Here is a 15,844-nt window from a genome sequence, read left to right as displayed (position 1 = left end):
CTCCTTGGGCGGTCGGGTACCCCGGCTCCGGCCGGGCTAACGCCTCACAGCAATCCCCGCAGGTGTAAATCGGCGACATACTTGCTGATCAGGGCCGGGCCGAGGTGCGGAATCTCGGCGCCGGCGGCCTGCACGGCGGCTTGGAAGCGTTTGGTCGGCAAGGCCGCGCCCGGCAGTGGCCGGGCCGGGCGCTGGAAGGCGCGCAGCAGCGGTAACAGGGAGTGCTGCCGCTGTTTTTCCGGGAGCGCGCGCAGGGCGCCTTCGAAGCGGGCCAGCCAGTCCTGGTAGTCCTCGAGGCGCTGGATGTCGTGGCCCGCCTCGATCAGCCAGTCGACGAAGGTGTCCAGGGAGACGTTGTCGTCGTGCGGGTTGAGCACGTCATAGGTCTGGAAGCCGGTGGGGCGCGCGAGGGCGGTGATCGCGGCGGCGGTGAAGTCGGCCGGGAGCCCGTCGTAGTGGGCGCGGCGGCGGGCGCCGCCGGGCCCGGTCGCGTAGAAGGAGTGCGGGGCCAGACCGGTGGCGAGCACGCTGAACAGCAGGCGGGTGAACATGTCGGGCAGATTGACCTGGCCCGGGTAGCGGCTGTGCGCCAGGATCATGTCGGAGCGGAACACCGCGACCGGCAGCCCGCACCGATCGTGCGCCGCCCGCAGCAGCACCTCACCGGCCCACTTGCTGGTGCCGTAGCCGCCCGCGTAGGAGCTGTCCAGGCGGCGGACCGGGCTGATCAGGCGGATGTCGGCGTCCTCGTCGAAGTCGGCCGGATCGATCTGGGCGGCCACGGCGACCGTGGACAGGAAGCCGACCGGCTTGACGCGAGTACTCAGGGCCAGCCGGATGACCTCGGCGGTGCCGACCACGTTGGGGCCGAACAGTTGCCGGTACGGGAGCACGTGATTGACCAGCGCGGCCGAGTGCACGACGAGGTCGACGGTCTCGGCCAGGCGGTCCCAGGTCCCCTGGTCCAGGCCGAGATTCGGTTCACCCACATCACCGGGGACGACCTCGAGGTGCGCGGCGGCGAGTTCCTCGAATTCATCGCGCAATCCGGGATCGCCGGAGTCGAAGGCCGCGGCCAGGCGTTGCCGCGCCGCCGCCGCGTCGGACCCGCGAATCAAGCAGATCAGCGTGCCCCCGGTCGATTTCAGCCGGTGCAGCCATTCCAGGCACAGGAAGCGGCCGAGATAACCGTTCGCGCCGGTGAGCAGCACGGTGCGCACCTCGGTCGCGTGCGGTAGGTCCGCGGCGGCGGTCAAGGTGCCGGCGTCCAGGAAGCGGTCGAGGACCAGGTCGGCGGCCCGGACCTCCGGGTCGGCGCCGTGCACCGCGGCGAAGGTCGGCTGCTGGCCCGAATGCCGTTGTGCCTCGATGTATTCGGCGATCTGACGCAGGTCGGCCGTCGGGCCGGTGAGCACGCCCACCGGCACCTCGACCGCGAAGATCTCCTGGAGCAGATTCGACAGCGACAACGCCGAGAGGGAATCCCCGCCTAGCTCCGTGAAGTGCGCGTCCGGGCGGACGTCGGTGTCGGCGCAGCCGAGCAGCGCGCGCACCGCGCGGCCCAGGGTTTCGAGCACCGGCCGGTCGGTGGCGTGCCGCAACTCGATCAGTTCGCTGGTCTGGGCGGCCGCGAGATCGGCGTAGAGCTGTTCCAGGCGCTGGCCGTATCGCTCTTTCAGCTTGGGCCGCAACAGTTTCCCGATGCCGGACAGCAAACCGTTGTCGGCGCTGAACGGCTCGGTCTCCAGCAGGAAATCGCGCGGGAGCTCGTAGGAGTTCAGCTCGGCGTCCTTGGCGAGGCGCTGCAAGGCTTGCGCCAGTGCGGCTTTCGGATTCGGAGCACGCAGGGCGTCCGCGGTCGGCACGATCACCGCCAGCAGGTAGGCGCGTTCGCTGCTGCCGTAGACGAAGATCTGGCGGACCAGCGGGCTGGTGGCGAAGACCGCCTCCAGCTTCGCGACCGTCACGAACTCACCCTGCGAGAGCTTCAGGACGTTGTTGCGCCGGTCCACGCACACCAGTTCGTCGGGTCCGAATTCGGCCACGATGTCACCGGTCCGGTAGAAACCGTCCGGATCGAAGACTTCGGCGGTGATGTCGGGCCGTTTGAAATAGCCCGGAATCATCGCGGTCGTCTTGAGCAGCAGCTCACCGCGCGGATGCGGCCGATCGGTCCGGAAGTACCCGAGTTCGGGCACGTCGACGAGCTTGTAGTCGAGCACCGGTGGGCGGCGCACCCGGTTGTCGATCACCAGGCCGCCGCCGGCCTCGGTGGACCCGTAGCCGTCGTGCAGCTCCAGGTCGATCACCGATTCGATGAAGGTGCGCATCTCCGGCGCCAGCGGTGCGCTGCCGCAGATCGCGGTCATCACCCGCCCGCCCAGGAACTGTTCACGCAGTTCGGTTTTCACCTGCGCCTCGATGGCGGCGCGGTCGGCGCCCGGGGCCGCGCGCCGGTCCACCTCGCCGAGGAAGCGCTGAAACACCATGTCGCACACGCGCGGAACGAAGAACAACTCGGTCGGGCGCACCAGGGCGATGTCCTCGAACAGGGTCGACATATCGCTGTGCGCCGCGAAATAGGCGGTGCCGCCGCGGGCGAGCAGCCCGTGCAGGGTCATCCGCCCGGCCACGTGACTCATCGGCATGAAGTTGAGGTTGATCGCGGCGACCGGCGGCTGGGCCAGCCAGATCTTGCGCACCAGCGGCTCGGTGTACATGGCGCCCTTGGGCGTTCCGGTGCTGCCGGAGGTGTAGATCAGCAGGCTCAGGGTGTCGTCGTCGGCCTCGCACACCGGCGCGGTGGGTAGCTCACGGCCGCGCGCGACGACCGTGTCGAGCGCTTCGACCCGCACCCCGGCCAGCCGGGATCGAGCGGATTCGACCGCGGCGCACTGCTTCTCGTCGCCGGGATGGACATCGAAGACCGTGAACTGTTCCGGCAGCGCGGCCGCCCGCACGCAGTCCACCGCGTGGTCGAGCAGATCCGCGGCCACCGCGACCACGCGCGGGGCGGTCTCGGCGAGAATCGAAGCCAGCTGCGCGACCGGCGCGGTGGCCTGCAACGGCACCGCGACGGCCCCGAGCTGGACGCACGCCAGATCCAGGATCGTGTAATCGATGCTGGTGAACCCCAGCACGGCGACGAAATCTCCAGCGCGAACGCCGGATTCGTGCCAGGCCGCCGTGACCGCGGCGACCCGCGCCCCCAGCTCGCCGTAGGTGATGGTGTCGAACTCCGGCAGCAACCGCCGGGTCCCGTCGGCGTCCCACGCGACCGCCCGCTCCCCCAGCGCGGGCCGCTCGGCATAGGCCGCGGTCAGCGCGCCGATCAGCCGCGGCAGCCGCAGCTCCCGCAACGTCGCGCCGATCGCCCGGTCCGGCCGCGCCGCCTCGATCTCCGGATACGCGGCATACAGCTCCGCGACCCGCCGCGCCCGCCGCTCCTGCGCCGTCTCGACCATCACTCACCCTCCTCGGCTGACACCGTCGTCACCCGACCCCCATTCTGATGGCAACTGCCGCCAGATGGCCAGCCACCCCCGTGACCGACCGTCAAGCCCCTGAAATCAGCGGGAACGGCCGGCGCCGAAAACGGTCTACTGTCGAAGAAACCCGCCGATGAGAGCTCATCGACGGGCAGGTGAGAACTCCGGTATGGGCGGCAACCCCCGACCGCCCGCCCATACCGGATTTCGCTACTTCTTGTTGCGGTCCCGCTTCTCCCGGATGCGCACCGAGACCCGCACCGGCGACCCGTCGAAGCCGAACTCCTCGCGCAGCCGCCGCTCCAGGAACCGGCGGTAGCCCGCCTCCAGGAATCCGGTGGTGAACAGCACGAACGTCGGCGGACGCGTCGAGGCCTGGGTGGCGAACATGACGCGGGGCAGGCGGCCGCCGCGCATCGGCGGCGGCGTGGCCGCGATGACTTCCTTGAGCCAGTTGTTCAACCGGCCCGTCGGAATCCGCTTGTCCCAGGACTCCAGCGCGGTCTCCATCGCCGGAACCAGCTTCTGCACAGCGCGGCCGGTCTGCGCGGAGATATTGACCCGCCCCGCCCACGGCACCCGCACCAGGTCCCGGTCGATCTCCTTCTCCAGCTGCAACCGGCGATCCTCGTCGACCAGATCCCACTTGTTGAAGGCCAGCACGAGCGCGCGACCGGAGTCGGCGACCATGCTGATGACGCGCAGATCCTGCTCGGTCATCGGCTGGGAGGCATCGATCAGCATGATCGCGACCTCGGAGGCCTCCAGCGCCGACTTGGTGCGCAGCGAGGCATAGAACTCCATGCCGCTGGCATGGGAGACCTTGCGGCGCAGACCGGCGGTGTCGACGAACTTCCAGATCTTGCCGCCCAATTCGACCAGCGAGTCCACCGGGTCGACGGTGGTGCCCGCGACATCGTGCACCACCGAACGCTCGGAGCCGGCCAGCTTGTTCAGCAGGCTGGACTTGCCGACATTCGGCTTACCGACCAGGGACACGCGGCGCGGGCCCTGGCCGCCGGTGCCTTCGCGCGGCGTCTCCGGCAGCACGGCCAGCACGTCGTCGAGCAGGTCGCCGGTGCCGCGCCCGTGCGTCGCCGACACCATGCGCGGCTCACCCAGACCCAGCGACCACAGCGTGGCGGCCTCGGCCTCCACGCGCTGATCGTCGACCTTGTTGGCGACCAGGATCACCGGAATCTTGGAGCGCCGCAGCTTCTTCACCGCCGCCTCGTCGGTGGCCGTGGCCCCGACGGTGGCGTCGACGACGAGCAGGATGGCGTCCGCGGTTTCCATGGCCAGCTCGGCCGAACGCGCCACCGACTGCTGCAAGCCCTTGGCGTCGGGCTCCCAGCCGCCGGTGTCCTGCACGTAGAAGCGCCGGCCGGACCAGGACGCCTCATAGGAGATGCGGTCGCGGGTCACGCCCGGGATGTCCTCGACAACCGCTTCGCGGCGGCCCAGGATGCGGTTCACCAGCGTGGACTTGCCGACATTCGGCCGCCCGACGATGGCGAGGGTCGGCATGGCGACATACTCTTCGCCCTCGCCTTCACCGTCGACATCGAGCAGTTCCCACTCGGTCTCGTCGTTCCAAACACCGTCGCCGGCCAGTACGTCTTCCGTCACCGGGACCCTCCTGTTGTCGAAAGCTGCTGAGCGACAACCTGATACAACTCGTCGATGACCTGGTTCTTGGTCAGCTCGCTGGTATCGACCTGCACCGCGTCCGCGGCCGGGCGCAGCGGCGAGATCTTGCGCGTCGAATCGAGGTTGTCGCGGCGCTGCACGTCGGCGAGCACCGCTTCGTAATCGTCGCCGCGGCCCTCGGCGATGTTCTGCTGGTTGCGCCGCTGGGCCCGCGCCTCGGCGGAGGCGGTCAGGTAGATCTTGGCGTCGGCGCCGGTCAGCACAACCGTGCCGATGTCACGGCCCTCCACCACGATCCGGCCGGCGGCGGCGGTGATCTCGCGCTGCAACGCGACGAGCAGTTCGCGCACCTCCGGCACGGCGGACACGGCCGAGACCGCCTTGGTCACCGCGTCACCGCGGATCTCCGAGGACACATCGACGCCGTCGAGCTCGATCACCTCACGGCTCGGATCGGTGCCGATCCGCAGCGGCAGTTCCTTGACCGCGACGGCGATGGCCGCCGGATCCGCCAGGTCGACGCCCGCGCGCAGCACGCGCAGCGTCGCGACCCGGTACATGGCGCCGGTGTCGAGATAGCTCGCGCCCAAACGGGTCGCCAGCTGCCGCGACACACTGGACTTGCCGGTGCCCGAGGGCCCGTCCATGGCCACGACCAGCGGGCCGCTGCCGATCAGCTGCTCGGAAAGCTCCACGGAAGTCTCCACACTGCTCACAACGACACCGCCTCATACAATTTGCCGACTTCGTTGCGGCCGAGCACCTTCAGGGTGCCGGGCCGCTGATCGCCCAGAACGATCGGGCCGATATTCGTGCGCACCAGGCGGATCACCGGGTGCCCGACCTCCGCGAGCAGGCGGCGCACGATGTGCTTGCGCCCCTCGTGCAGCTCCAGCTTGACCAGCGAGCGGCCCTCGCCCAGCTCCAGCACCTGGAACTTGTCCACCCGGGCCGGGCCGTCCTCGAGCTCGACGCCGTCGCGCAAGCGCTTGCCGATGGCCTTGTGCACCTCACCGTTGACCGTCGCCAGGTAGGTCTTGGAGACCTCGAAGGACGGGTGCATGAGCCGATGCGCGAGATCGCCGTCATTGGTGAGCAGCAGCAGGCCCTCGGTGTCGGCGTCCAGCCGTCCGACGTGGAACAGCCGCTGCCCGGCCGCGATGCGCTCGGCGACGATATCGCCGACACAGGGCCGGCCCAGATCGTCCGACATCGTGGACTGCCAGCCCTTGGGCTTGTTCAGCGCGATGTGCACGAGCTCGGAGCGCACCATGACGCGGGTGCCGTCGACGCGGATGACCGCCTTCTCCGGATCGATGCGCAGGCCCTGCTCCTGAACGATGACGCCGTCGACCTCGATGCGGCCCTGCTCGATCATCTCCTCGGCGGCGCGGCGCGAGGCCACACCGGCCTTGGCCAGCACCTTCTGCAAACGCTCGCCCTCACCGGCGGCCAGCTTGGTGTGCGCGCCGCCGTGCACCTCGGTGGCCGGTTCGACGTACTGCCGCTTGGCCGGCTTGGCGTTGCTCAGCAGCGGGGTGGACGGCGTCGGCCGCTGCGGCTTGGTGGTCTTCTTCTTGGCTACCGGCGCGGACCCGAACTTGCGGGGCGCGCCCTGTCCGGGAGCGCCACGGCCGGGTGCGCCGCCGCCGCGTGCCGCGGGAGCCGCACCGCGTCCGCCGCGTTCGCCCTGGCTCGAACCCCAGGAAGATCCGCGCTGGGCGGATCCACGATCGGGGGTACCGCTGGGGGTGGTGTAGTCGCCGCGGGACGAGGCCCGCGAGCCGGTGCCACGCTGCTGGGCGCCGCCTTGGGAGCCGCCGCGACGGTCTGCGCCGCGGTCTTCGCTCCAAGCGCCGCGGTCGGCGGGGGCGCCACGCTGGGCCGCGCGGGCGCCGCGCGAACCTGTGCTGCGGGCCGAAGCTCCGCGTGCGGGCGGTTGATCACTTCGTTTTCTACGATCCGGTGTGCCATCTCGGCGAGCGGGCGTATTCAATGTTTTTCCTAGTCCTCGGCGCCGAGATCCAAATCTGCCTCGGCGGTCTTTTTCAGCCTGGTGTACCGGGGATCGGTATCCAGACTGTCGTTGATCTCATCGATCAGGTCGACGCCCGGAAGCAAGGGCGCCAGGGGCGGCAGGTCCGACAGTGACGCGAGCCCGATCCGCTCCAGGAACAACTCGGTCGTGCGGTACTGCGTGCCGTTCGTGTCCGGATCGGCCCCGGCCTCGGCGATCAAGCCGCGGGCCAGCAGCGTGCGCATCACTCCGTCGACGTTCACGCCACGAACCGCACTCACCCGGGTCCGGGTCACCGGCTGGCGGTAGGCAATCACCGCCAATGTTTCCAACGCCGCGCGGGTCAATTTAGTTCGCGCGCCGTCGAGCAGCACCTGCTCCACATAGGGTGCGTACTCGCTGCGAGTATAGAAGCGCCACCCTTCGCCGGCGAAACGCAGATCGATACCACTGCGCCGGGCGCTGAGCTCGGCCGACATCGCCCGCAGCGTGTCGTCGACCCGCTCGGTGTCGCTGTCCAGGGCCGCGGCCAGCTGTTCTGCGGGCGCCGGCGCGTCCACGACCAGCAACATCGCCTCGAGCGCGGAGCGGAATCGGTCCTCGTCGAGGACCTCGGAGGTGTCGAGCGTCTCTTCCGGAGGCCGCTGCGCCAGCGACTCGTCGGCGGGCTCGGCGTCGAGCCCGAGCAGGGCCACGCCGTCCTCGGCGAGCAGGTCGGCGTCACGCTGGATGAGCTCGGCGGTCGTCGGCACGGCGGGCTCGGTCGCGCGGGCGTTGCGGGCCGCGAGCCGGGCCAGCTCGGCCAGGCGCGCGGCCTCCATCATCCGGGCCGCCGCGGTCTGGCCGGTCGGTGCGGTCTCGCCGATGGCCTGCTCGTCCGCGGTCGGCTCCTGCTCGCCGCTGGGCTCGCTCACCCGTAGTCCTCCTCGATGGTCACAGTCGGTTCCGGCGCGTCCGGGTCCAGCTCGCCGAGCCAGCTCACCGCCAGCGGGCCGAGCGCGTCGGGTTGATCGAACTCGATCGTCTTGCCCCGGTAGAGCTCGAGCAAGGCCAGGAACCGGGCCACGATCTGCACCGGTTCCGTGCAGTCGGCGACCAGCTCGCCGAAGGTCGTCCAGCCGCCCGGACCGCGCTCCTTGAGGCGGTCCAGCACCCAGGCCGCCTCGTCGGCGACCGAGATGGCGTGCGAGTGCAGATGGTCGAGCCCGACCCTGGGCACCGGGCGGGGCCGGAAGGCGACGGCGGCGATCTCGGCGAACCCGGCCGCGTCTATTCCCAGCGTAACCTCGGGCAGCAGCCCGGCGAACCGCTCCTCGAGACTCACCGAGCGCGGATAGCGCCGCAGCGCGACCGCTTCCAGCTCACCGAGCAACTCGGCCACCTGCTTGAACGCGCGGTATTGCAGCAGCCGCGCGAACAGCAGGTCGCGCGCCTGCAGCAGCTCCAGATCCTCGGCGTCGGTCATCTCGCCCGCGGGCAGCAACCGGGCCGCCTTCAGATCCAGCAGGGTGGCCGCCACGACCAGGAATTCGGTGGTCTGATCGAGGATCTTGTCCGCCCGCAGCCCGCTTTCGGCGACGATGCCGGCCGTCAAGGCCTTGGTGTAGGCGATGAACTCATCGGTGACCTTGTGCAGCGCCACCTCGGTGACATCGAGTTTGCGCGAGCTGATCAGTGTCAGCAGCAGATCGAAGGGGCCCTCGAAATTGCTGAGGGTCAGGTGAAATCCGGTCTTCTCGGGCGTTTCGGGCACGACGGCGGCACCCGCGCCGTCCTGGGTGGCTACCGAGGCCGGAGCGGGGTCGAGCGCCGCGTTCACCGGCCGGACCGGTGGATGACTTCCCTCGCCATCGCCCGATACGCTTCGGCGCCACCGGATTTCGGCGCCCAGGTCGTGATCGGTTCACCGGCCACGCTGGCGTCCGGGAACCGGACGGTGCGCGAGATCGCGGTGTCGTAGACCAAGTCGCCGAACACCTCGACGACGCGGGACATCACCTGCCGCGAATGTAGTAGCCGCGCGTCGAACATCGTGACCACGATGCCGTACAGGCTCAACCTCGGGTTCAGGCGGTCGCGCACCTTCTCCACGGTGTCGTTGAGCAGGGCGAGTCCTCTCAGCGAGAAGTACTCGCACTCCATCGGGATGATCACACCGTCGGAGCAGGCCAGCGCGTTGACCGTGAGCAGGCCCAGCGAGGGCTGGCAGTCGATCAGGATGTAGTCGTAGCGATCGCGGATGGGTTCCAGTGCGCGGCCCAGGGTCTGCTCCCGGCCGACCTCGTTGACCAGCTGGATCTCGGCCGCGGACAGATCGATATTGCTGGGCAGCAGATCGAGGTTCTCGACCCTGGTCTCCATCAGCACGTCGTCGATGGTGGCCCGCGTGCCGATCAGCAGGTTGTGCACGGTCTGATCCAGATCGTGGTGGGCGACACCGAGACCCGCGGATAACGCACCCTGCGGATCCAGGTCGACCAGCAGCACGCGGCGACCGTATTCGGCCAGCGCCGCACCGAGATTGATGGTCGAGGTGGTCTTGCCGACGCCGCCCTTCTGATTGCACATGGCCACGATCAGCGCGTTACCGTGCTCGGCGAGCGGTTGCGGATCCGGCACGAAACGCAATGGCCTGCCCGTGGGGCCGAGTTCAGCACTCTCCGGAGCGGGTGCTGCCCCATTGCCCCACAGCGTTTCCGCCGCGGCGTCCGAAGTCGGTCCCGCCGCTCCTGCTGTAGTCACGTCCCGCTGCTCCTTATGCGTTTGCCCAGTGCCGTAGCGACTGCTTGCAGGTCGCTCGAAACGGTCGACCTCGCCGAGCGTAGCGAGACCGATCGGGCCCGACCTCGCTTTCGTACGGTCCAGCTCATTTAGACGCTACCGCTTGACAGCGCGAGACTTGCGCTCGGACACGCGAGCCGACGTAGGTACTCGCACAGACGATACCCGGTGATCGTGATCCGGAACCCCGCCTGCGCAAGGTAATCAGCGCGCGCGTGGATGCGCGGTGGCCCAGACTTCGCGCAGCGTGCTGACCGTGACGAGGGTGTAGATCTGGGTGGTGGTCACCGAGGCGTGGCCCAGAAGTTCCTGGACCACACGCACATCCGCGCCGCCGTCGAGCAGATGGGTGGCGAAGGAGTGGCGCAGGGTGTGCGGCGAGACGGCGGCGCCGATGCCCGCGCGTTCGGCCGCGGTTTGCAGTACCTGCCAGGCACTCTGCCGGGAGAGCCGGCCGCCGCGGGCGTTCAGGAACAGCGCGCCCGCGTTGCCTTTGCCGGACGCGGCCAACATCGGGCGGCCGCGCACCAGGTAGGCGTCGACCGCGGCCAGGGCGGGCCGGCCGATCGGGACCATGCGCTGTTTACCGCCCTTGCCGTGCAGGACAACCGCGCGCTCGGCGGTATCGATGTCGTCGACATCGAGCCCGACGACCTCGGAAATCCGTGCGCCCGTGGAATACAGCAGCTCCAGCAGCGCCCGATCCCGCAGGCCGCGCGGGCCGCCGTCGTTGCCCGCGTCACCGCCCGCGGCCTCCAGCAGCCGCAGCACCTTGTCGTAGGCCAGCGCTTTCGGCAGCCGCCGCCCGGGCGCGGGCGGTTTCACCGCATGCGCCACATCGGTGGTGGTCATGCCCTCGGCCGCGGCGAAGCGATGCAGCCCGCGCACCGCGATCAGCGCGCGGGCCACCGAACTGGCGGCCAGCGGCGGATGATTCTCCGCGCCGGCGCGCAGCGCCATGGTGAATTCGGCCACGTCGGACTCCGCGACCCGGTCGAGGCCGGTCACCTCACGCTCGGTGAGGAAGTCGCGGTAGCGGTCCAGATCGCGGCGGTAGGCGCCCAGGGTGTTGCGCGCCGCGCCGCGTTCGACCGCGAGATGGTCGAGATAGGCAGCGATCTCGCGTGCGAGCACCCCGAGATCCTGTCAGCCCTCGGACTGCTGTGCCGCTTTACGCCGCAGGAATTCGGTGGGTTGACCCGGCCACGGTGCGTCCGCCGGGCGCAGTTCGAGGTTTCCCGCGCGCGCCGCGGACAGGGCGAGTACCCCGGCCACGGCGGTCGCGTTGACGATCTCCCCGGCCAGCGCGGCCTGCACGGCCTGGTCCACCTTCATGACGGTGACGCCGATATCGGCCTCCTCGTTCTCCGGTTCCGGGCGGTCGACCGCGTACAGGCCGCTCGCCAGGTAGACCCGCAGCGCCTCGTCGGTGAAGCCCGGCGAGAGCGCGACGTCGACCAGCACCGACCATTCGCGCGCGCCCAGCGCGGTCTCCTCGGCCAGTTCCCGCTTGGCCGCGGCCAGCGGGTCCTCGCCGGGCACGTCGAGCAGCCCGGCCGGCAGCTCGAGCAGCCGCCGGCCGATCGGATGCCGGTACTGGTTGATCAGCACGACATTGTCGTCGTCGTCCAGGGCACAGACGGCGACGGCGGCGTGGTGCTCGATCACCTCGCGCTCGGCGACGCGGCCGCCGGGCATGGCGACCTGATCCAGCCGCAACGCGAGGATGGCCCCGCTGTACACGGTCTTACTGGACACCGTCTCGAAATCGTGGCTACCCGGCACCGCGCCCCCTCTGTCGCTCATCGACTACTTGTCCGCACCCGCGAGTTCGTCCGCGCCCTCGAGGTCCACCGGAAGCTGCTCGGCCGCCTTGTATTTCAGCGCCGCCGCGATCAGCGCCGCGAACAGCGGATGCGGGCGGGTCGGACGGCTCTTGAGCTCCGGGTGTGCCTGGGTGGCGACGAAGAACGGGTGTACATCGGCAGGGTATTCCACGAACTCCACCAGGTGCCCGTCGGGCGAGGTGCCGCTGAACACCAGCCCGCTCTTGGCGATCTTGGCGCGGTAGGCGTTGTTCACTTCGAACCGGTGCCGGTGCCGCTCGGAGACCTGCTCGGCGCCGTAGGCCTGCGCCACCACCGAACCCTTGGACAGGGTCGCGGGGTAGGCGCCCAGGCGCATGGTGCCACCCAGATCGGCCGCGCCGGCCACGGCGTCCTTCTGATCGGCCATGGTCGAGATGACGGGATGCTTGGTGTCGGGCTCGAATTCGGCCGAGTTGGCCTCGTCGAGCCCGACCGCGCGGGCCGCCTCGATGACCACGCACTGCAGACCCAGGCACAGACCCAGCAGCGGGATGCCCCGGGTGCGGGCGTAGCGGATCGCGCCGACCTTGCCCTCGATGCCGCGGATACCGAAGCCACCGGGGATCAGCACCGCGTCCACCTCGCGCAGCGCGGCGGCCGCGCCGGCCTCGGTCTCGCACTCGTCGGAGGGCACCCAGCGGATCTTGACCTTGGCGCGGTGCGCGAAACCACCCGCGCGCAGCGCCTCGGTGACCGACAGGTAGGCGTCGGGCAGGTCGACGTACTTGCCGACCAGCGCGACCTCGACCGACTCCCGCGAGTTGTGCACCCGCTCGAGCAGGTCGCCCCACACGGTCCAGTCCACGTCGCGGAACGGCAGGCCCAGGCGGCGCACCACGTAGGCGTCCAGGCCCTCGCGGTGCAGCACCTTCGGAATGTCGTAGATCGACGGCGCGTCCGGGGTGGAGATGCAGGCGTCGACGTCGACGTCGCACATCAGCGCGATCTTGGACTTGAGCGCCTGCGGGACCTCGCGGTCACAGCGCAGGATCAGCGCGTCGGGCTGGATACCGATGCTGCGCAGCATCGCCACCGAGTGCTGGGTCGGCTTGGTCTTGAGCTCGCCGGAGGGGGCGAGGTAGGGCACCAGCGAGACGTGCAGGAAGAAGACGTTGTCGCGGCCCACGTCGTGGCGGATCTGGCGAGCCGCCTCGATGAACGGCTGGGACTCGATATCGCCGACGGTGCCGCCGATTTCGGTGATCACCACATCGGGGGTGTGGCCCTGCAGATCGGGGCCCTGCATCGCCAGGATGCGGGCCTTGATGGCGTCGGTGATGTGCGGGATGACCTGCACCGTGTCACCGAGGTACTCGCCGCGGCGTTCCTTGGCGATCACCGACGAATAGATCTGGCCCGTGGTGACATTGGCGTCGCGGGACAGATCGCGGTCCAGGAACCGCTCGTAGTGGCCGACGTCGAGATCGGTCTCGGCGCCGTCCTCGGTCACGAACACCTCTCCGTGCTGGAACGGATTCATGGTGCCGGGATCGACGTTCAGGTAAGGGTCGAGTTTCTGCATGGTGACGCGCAAACCGCGCGCCGTCAGCAACTGACCGAGGCTGGATGCGGTAAGGCCTTTGCCCAATGAGGAGGCGACACCACCGCTGACGAAGATGTGTTTCGTGGCAGTTCGCGCCTGAATCCGTGTTTGACCCACGGGTCTTCACGGTAACACTGTTTGCCCCCGGTGATCCAACGCCACGCCCGTTTGCCCACAAGTCGCCGGAACGTCATCCGGCGGCTGACCTCCCGACGGCTCGGTACGTTCCTGAAGCCGATGAGCCGAACATCACGTTCGGCCGCGCCCGCCCGATAATTAACTGGGCAGGGCGGCGAAGGTCAGGGAGGTGGCCTTTTCGCCGGTGCCGTAGCGGCCGGAGCCGCCGTTGAGCTGTTCGGACAGGCCCAGGACGGTGGTGACGCGGCCGATTTCGCGGTCCAGGTGGTCGATGGTGGTGACAGTGGTGGCCAGCACGGCGTCCGAGCGCAGTTCCGCGATCGGGCCGGGGCCCTCGGCGGCGCCGGCGCGGCCGGCCAGCACGGTGCCCGAGCTGCGGGCGCGCAGGGCGCCGGCGAAGCGGGCGATGTTGGCGCCCTGGTTGTTCTCGGCGGCGCGGGCGCCGTTGCCGGTGATCAGGAGCGCGAGCTGAGCCGGGCGGTTGGGGGTGTCGCCGTAGGCCAGGAAACCGCCGCCGCGCAGGGTTTCCAGCACCAGGGCCAGTTCCTCGGGCGTGCTGCGGGGCTGCGGGTTGGCCGGGTCCTGCAGCAGCACCAGGCCGAGCAGGTCACCGGCCAGGCTGGCCTGATCGACCGCGCCGGTGCGCAGCTGCGCGCCGGCCGGGATGACATTGGTGAGCGAGGTGCGCATGCGATCGCCCTCGCTGGCGTCGAGGAAGGCATCGGTCAGCGCGATCCGCCCGGTGACCGCGGCGCCCGCGGTATCCAGACCGCGCGACACGGCCTCGACGTCGGCGGGGTCGGCGTCGGGTGTGGTGAACACCACGACCGTGCGATCGGCGAGCGCGCCCTTGAGAATTCGGTCCGAGGATCCCGCGATGAACCGGTCGGCCGCGTTCAGCTCGTCGGTCCGGCGGCGATTCTGCTCGGCCAGCTGGTCCACCTGCTGGCGCAGTTCGGTCTTGTCCGAGCGCAGGCCGGTGAGCATGTCGGCCGCCAGCGTCTGCGAACCGAGCACCACGCCGATGGCGAGGGCCAGGAAGATGCCGACGATCGAAATCAGGTGCTGGCGAACCGAGATCATGATCCTCCGTTGCTGGTCGAGCGTGTGGCGATCAGGGGGTCAGAGCAGGCTGGAGACGGTGTCCCGGGCCCAGGTCAGCCCGTGATCCCAGGTGAGGTTCACCCAGTCCAGCAGCTCCCCGGCCGAATTCGAGGCCAGCAGCACCACGATGATCGCGATCAGCGCGGCCAGCACCACCACCGAGACGGCGACCCCGGACATCCGGCTGCGATACAGCGTGGCAACGGCTTTGGCGTCCATCAGTTTGGAGCCGAGCTTGAGCCGGGTCAGGAAGGTGGCCGGGCAGCTGTCGCGGCGGCCGGCGTCGAAGAAGTCGTCCAGCGAGGCCGGCGCGCCCGCGGTCACGATCAGTGCCGCGTCATGATGCCCGGCCAGCAGCAGCGCCAGATCGGCGGGTGCGCCCGAGGACGGAAATGTGGTGGCGCCGATACCGAGATCCTGGATGCGCTCCAGGCCTTTGGCGTGGCCGTCGGTGTCGGCGGGCAGAATCACCTCGGCGCCGGATTTCAGGGTGGAGGTGCTGATCTCTTCCGGATCCCCCACGATCAGATCCGGCTGATAGCCCTGCTTGACCAGGGTGTCCGCGCCCGCGCCCACACCGATCAGAACCGGGGCGTACTCCTTGATGAAGGGTCTGAGCGCCCGCAGGTCGGCCGCGTGCTCGGGACCGTCGGCGACCACCAGCACGTGGCGGTCCTTCATCGACAGTTGCAGCTGCGGAATGCCGACTCCGTCGATGAGCAGCGGGCTTTCGGTGCGAATGAACTCGATGGCGTTGCCCGCGAACGCTTCCAGATGATCGGCCAGCCCGGTGCGCGCCTCGACCATCCGCTCCACGATGACCGAGTCGGTCAGCTGGACGCCCTCGAGCAGGACCTCGGGTTCCTTCTTGGTCAGCTTGTCCGCGTAGAGGACACCGTCGGCCAGCCGGGCCTTCATGCCGTCCTTGAGCCGGGTGAAGACATCCGGGCAGGCGGTGTCCAGCAGCAGGATCCCGTTGGCCACCAGCGTTTCCGGGCCCAGGTTGGGGTAGCGGCCGGAGATGGACGGCGCGGTGTTGATCACCGCGAGCACGCCGGCGGCGACGAGCCGGTCCGCGGTCAGGCGGTCCAGGTCGAGTTCGTCGAGCACGACGATATCGCCCGGACCGACCCGCCGCAGCAGACGCCGGGTGTTGCGATCCACCCGGACGACCCCGGTCGAACCGGGCAGCGCTTCGGTGTTCCTCGACAACAGAGCCAACATCTTCATAGGCCCAGAATGCTCACAAGACCTT

The 15,844-nt window shown here is 69.4% G+C and carries 12 protein-coding genes; all 12 read right to left on the bottom strand.

Going from position 1 to position 15,844, the window contains the following annotated elements:
• Nucleotides 1-44: 44 nt before the first annotated feature.
• Entirely contained in the window at nt 45-3,464 is a 3,420-nt protein-coding gene (car, locus tag AB0H76_RS10550; protein ID WP_357326066.1) for a carboxylic acid reductase, read from the bottom strand.
• 234 nt (nt 3,465-3,698) lie between these two features.
• On the bottom strand, nt 3,699-5,117 hold the full coding sequence (gene der, locus AB0H76_RS10545) for a ribosome biogenesis GTPase Der (RefSeq protein ID WP_357320643.1): 1,419 nt from the start codon (nt 5,115-5,117) through the stop codon (nt 3,699-3,701).
• Entirely contained in the window at nt 5,114-5,785 is a 672-nt protein-coding gene (gene cmk / locus AB0H76_RS10540) for a (d)CMP kinase (protein ID WP_357326063.1), read from the bottom strand. Before cmk ends, der begins: the two co-directional genes overlap by 4 nt.
• Before the next feature lie 65 nt (nt 5,786-5,850).
• On the bottom strand, nt 5,851-7,134 hold the full coding sequence (locus tag AB0H76_RS10535) for a pseudouridine synthase (RefSeq protein ID WP_357320640.1): 1,284 nt from the start codon (nt 7,132-7,134) through the stop codon (nt 5,851-5,853).
• A gap of 8 nt (nt 7,135-7,142) precedes the next feature.
• Nucleotides 7,143-7,808 carry an SMC-Scp complex subunit ScpB gene (gene scpB / locus AB0H76_RS10530; protein ID WP_357326060.1) on the bottom strand — a complete coding sequence of 222 codons (666 nt, stop codon included), beginning with the start codon at nt 7,806-7,808 and terminating at the stop codon, nt 7,143-7,145.
• 257 nt (nt 7,809-8,065) lie between these two features.
• On the bottom strand, nt 8,066-8,908 hold the full coding sequence (locus AB0H76_RS10525) for a segregation/condensation protein A (RefSeq protein WP_357326057.1): 843 nt from the start codon (nt 8,906-8,908) through the stop codon (nt 8,066-8,068).
• A 62-nt stretch (nt 8,909-8,970) separates the two neighbouring features.
• Nucleotides 8,971-9,846, bottom strand: a complete 876-nt coding sequence (locus AB0H76_RS10520) for a ParA family protein (RefSeq protein WP_357326054.1) — start codon at nt 9,844-9,846, stop codon at nt 8,971-8,973.
• Between the two features lie 294 nt (nt 9,847-10,140).
• Nucleotides 10,141-11,070 (bottom strand): site-specific tyrosine recombinase XerD, encoded by a 930-nt coding sequence (gene xerD / locus AB0H76_RS10515; RefSeq protein WP_357320637.1) that lies wholly within the window; start codon nt 11,068-11,070, stop codon nt 10,141-10,143.
• Between the two features lie 12 nt (nt 11,071-11,082).
• A complete protein-coding gene (locus tag AB0H76_RS10510) occupies nt 11,083-11,742 on the bottom strand; it encodes an NUDIX hydrolase (protein ID WP_357320634.1) in 660 nt (219 codons plus the stop codon).
• Between the two features lie 3 nt (nt 11,743-11,745).
• Complete coding sequence (locus AB0H76_RS10505; protein ID WP_357320631.1) at nt 11,746-13,464, bottom strand: CTP synthase; 1,719 nt, start codon at nt 13,462-13,464, stop codon at nt 11,746-11,748.
• A gap of 159 nt (nt 13,465-13,623) precedes the next feature.
• Nucleotides 13,624-14,568: a copper transporter gene (locus tag AB0H76_RS10500; protein WP_357320629.1), complete on the bottom strand. Its 945-nt coding sequence runs from the start codon at nt 14,566-14,568 to the stop codon at nt 13,624-13,626.
• A 39-nt stretch (nt 14,569-14,607) separates the two neighbouring features.
• Nucleotides 14,608-15,819 carry a putative cytokinetic ring protein SteA gene (steA, locus tag AB0H76_RS10495; RefSeq protein WP_357320626.1) on the bottom strand — a complete coding sequence of 404 codons (1,212 nt, stop codon included), beginning with the start codon at nt 15,817-15,819 and terminating at the stop codon, nt 14,608-14,610.
• Between the last annotated feature and the right edge of the window lie 25 nt (nt 15,820-15,844).

The sequence above is a fragment of the Nocardia sp. NPDC050712 genome (assembly GCF_040654295.1).
Taxonomy (GTDB): domain Bacteria; phylum Actinomycetota; class Actinomycetes; order Mycobacteriales; family Mycobacteriaceae; genus Nocardia.
Note: the sequence above shows the minus strand (reverse complement) of the source record. Positions and strands in the feature narration are given on the sequence as shown.

Excerpts from the sequence above, each read along its gene's own strand:
- car (WP_357326066.1), bottom strand. The coding sequence starts at position 3,464 with ATGGTCGAGACGGCGCAGGAGCGGCGGGCGCGGCGGGTCGCGGAGCTG.
- cmk (WP_357326063.1), bottom strand. The coding sequence starts at position 5,785 with ATGGACGGGCCCTCGGGCACCGGCAAGTCCAGTGTGTCGCGGCAGCTG.
- AB0H76_RS10510 (WP_357320634.1), bottom strand. The coding sequence starts at position 11,742 with ATGAGCGACAGAGGGGGCGCGGTGCCGGGTAGCCACGATTTCGAGACG.
- AB0H76_RS10500 (WP_357320629.1), bottom strand. The coding sequence starts at position 14,568 with ATGATCTCGGTTCGCCAGCACCTGATTTCGATCGTCGGCATCTTCCTG.
- steA (WP_357320626.1), bottom strand. The coding sequence starts at position 15,819 with ATGAAGATGTTGGCTCTGTTGTCGAGGAACACCGAAGCGCTGCCCGGT.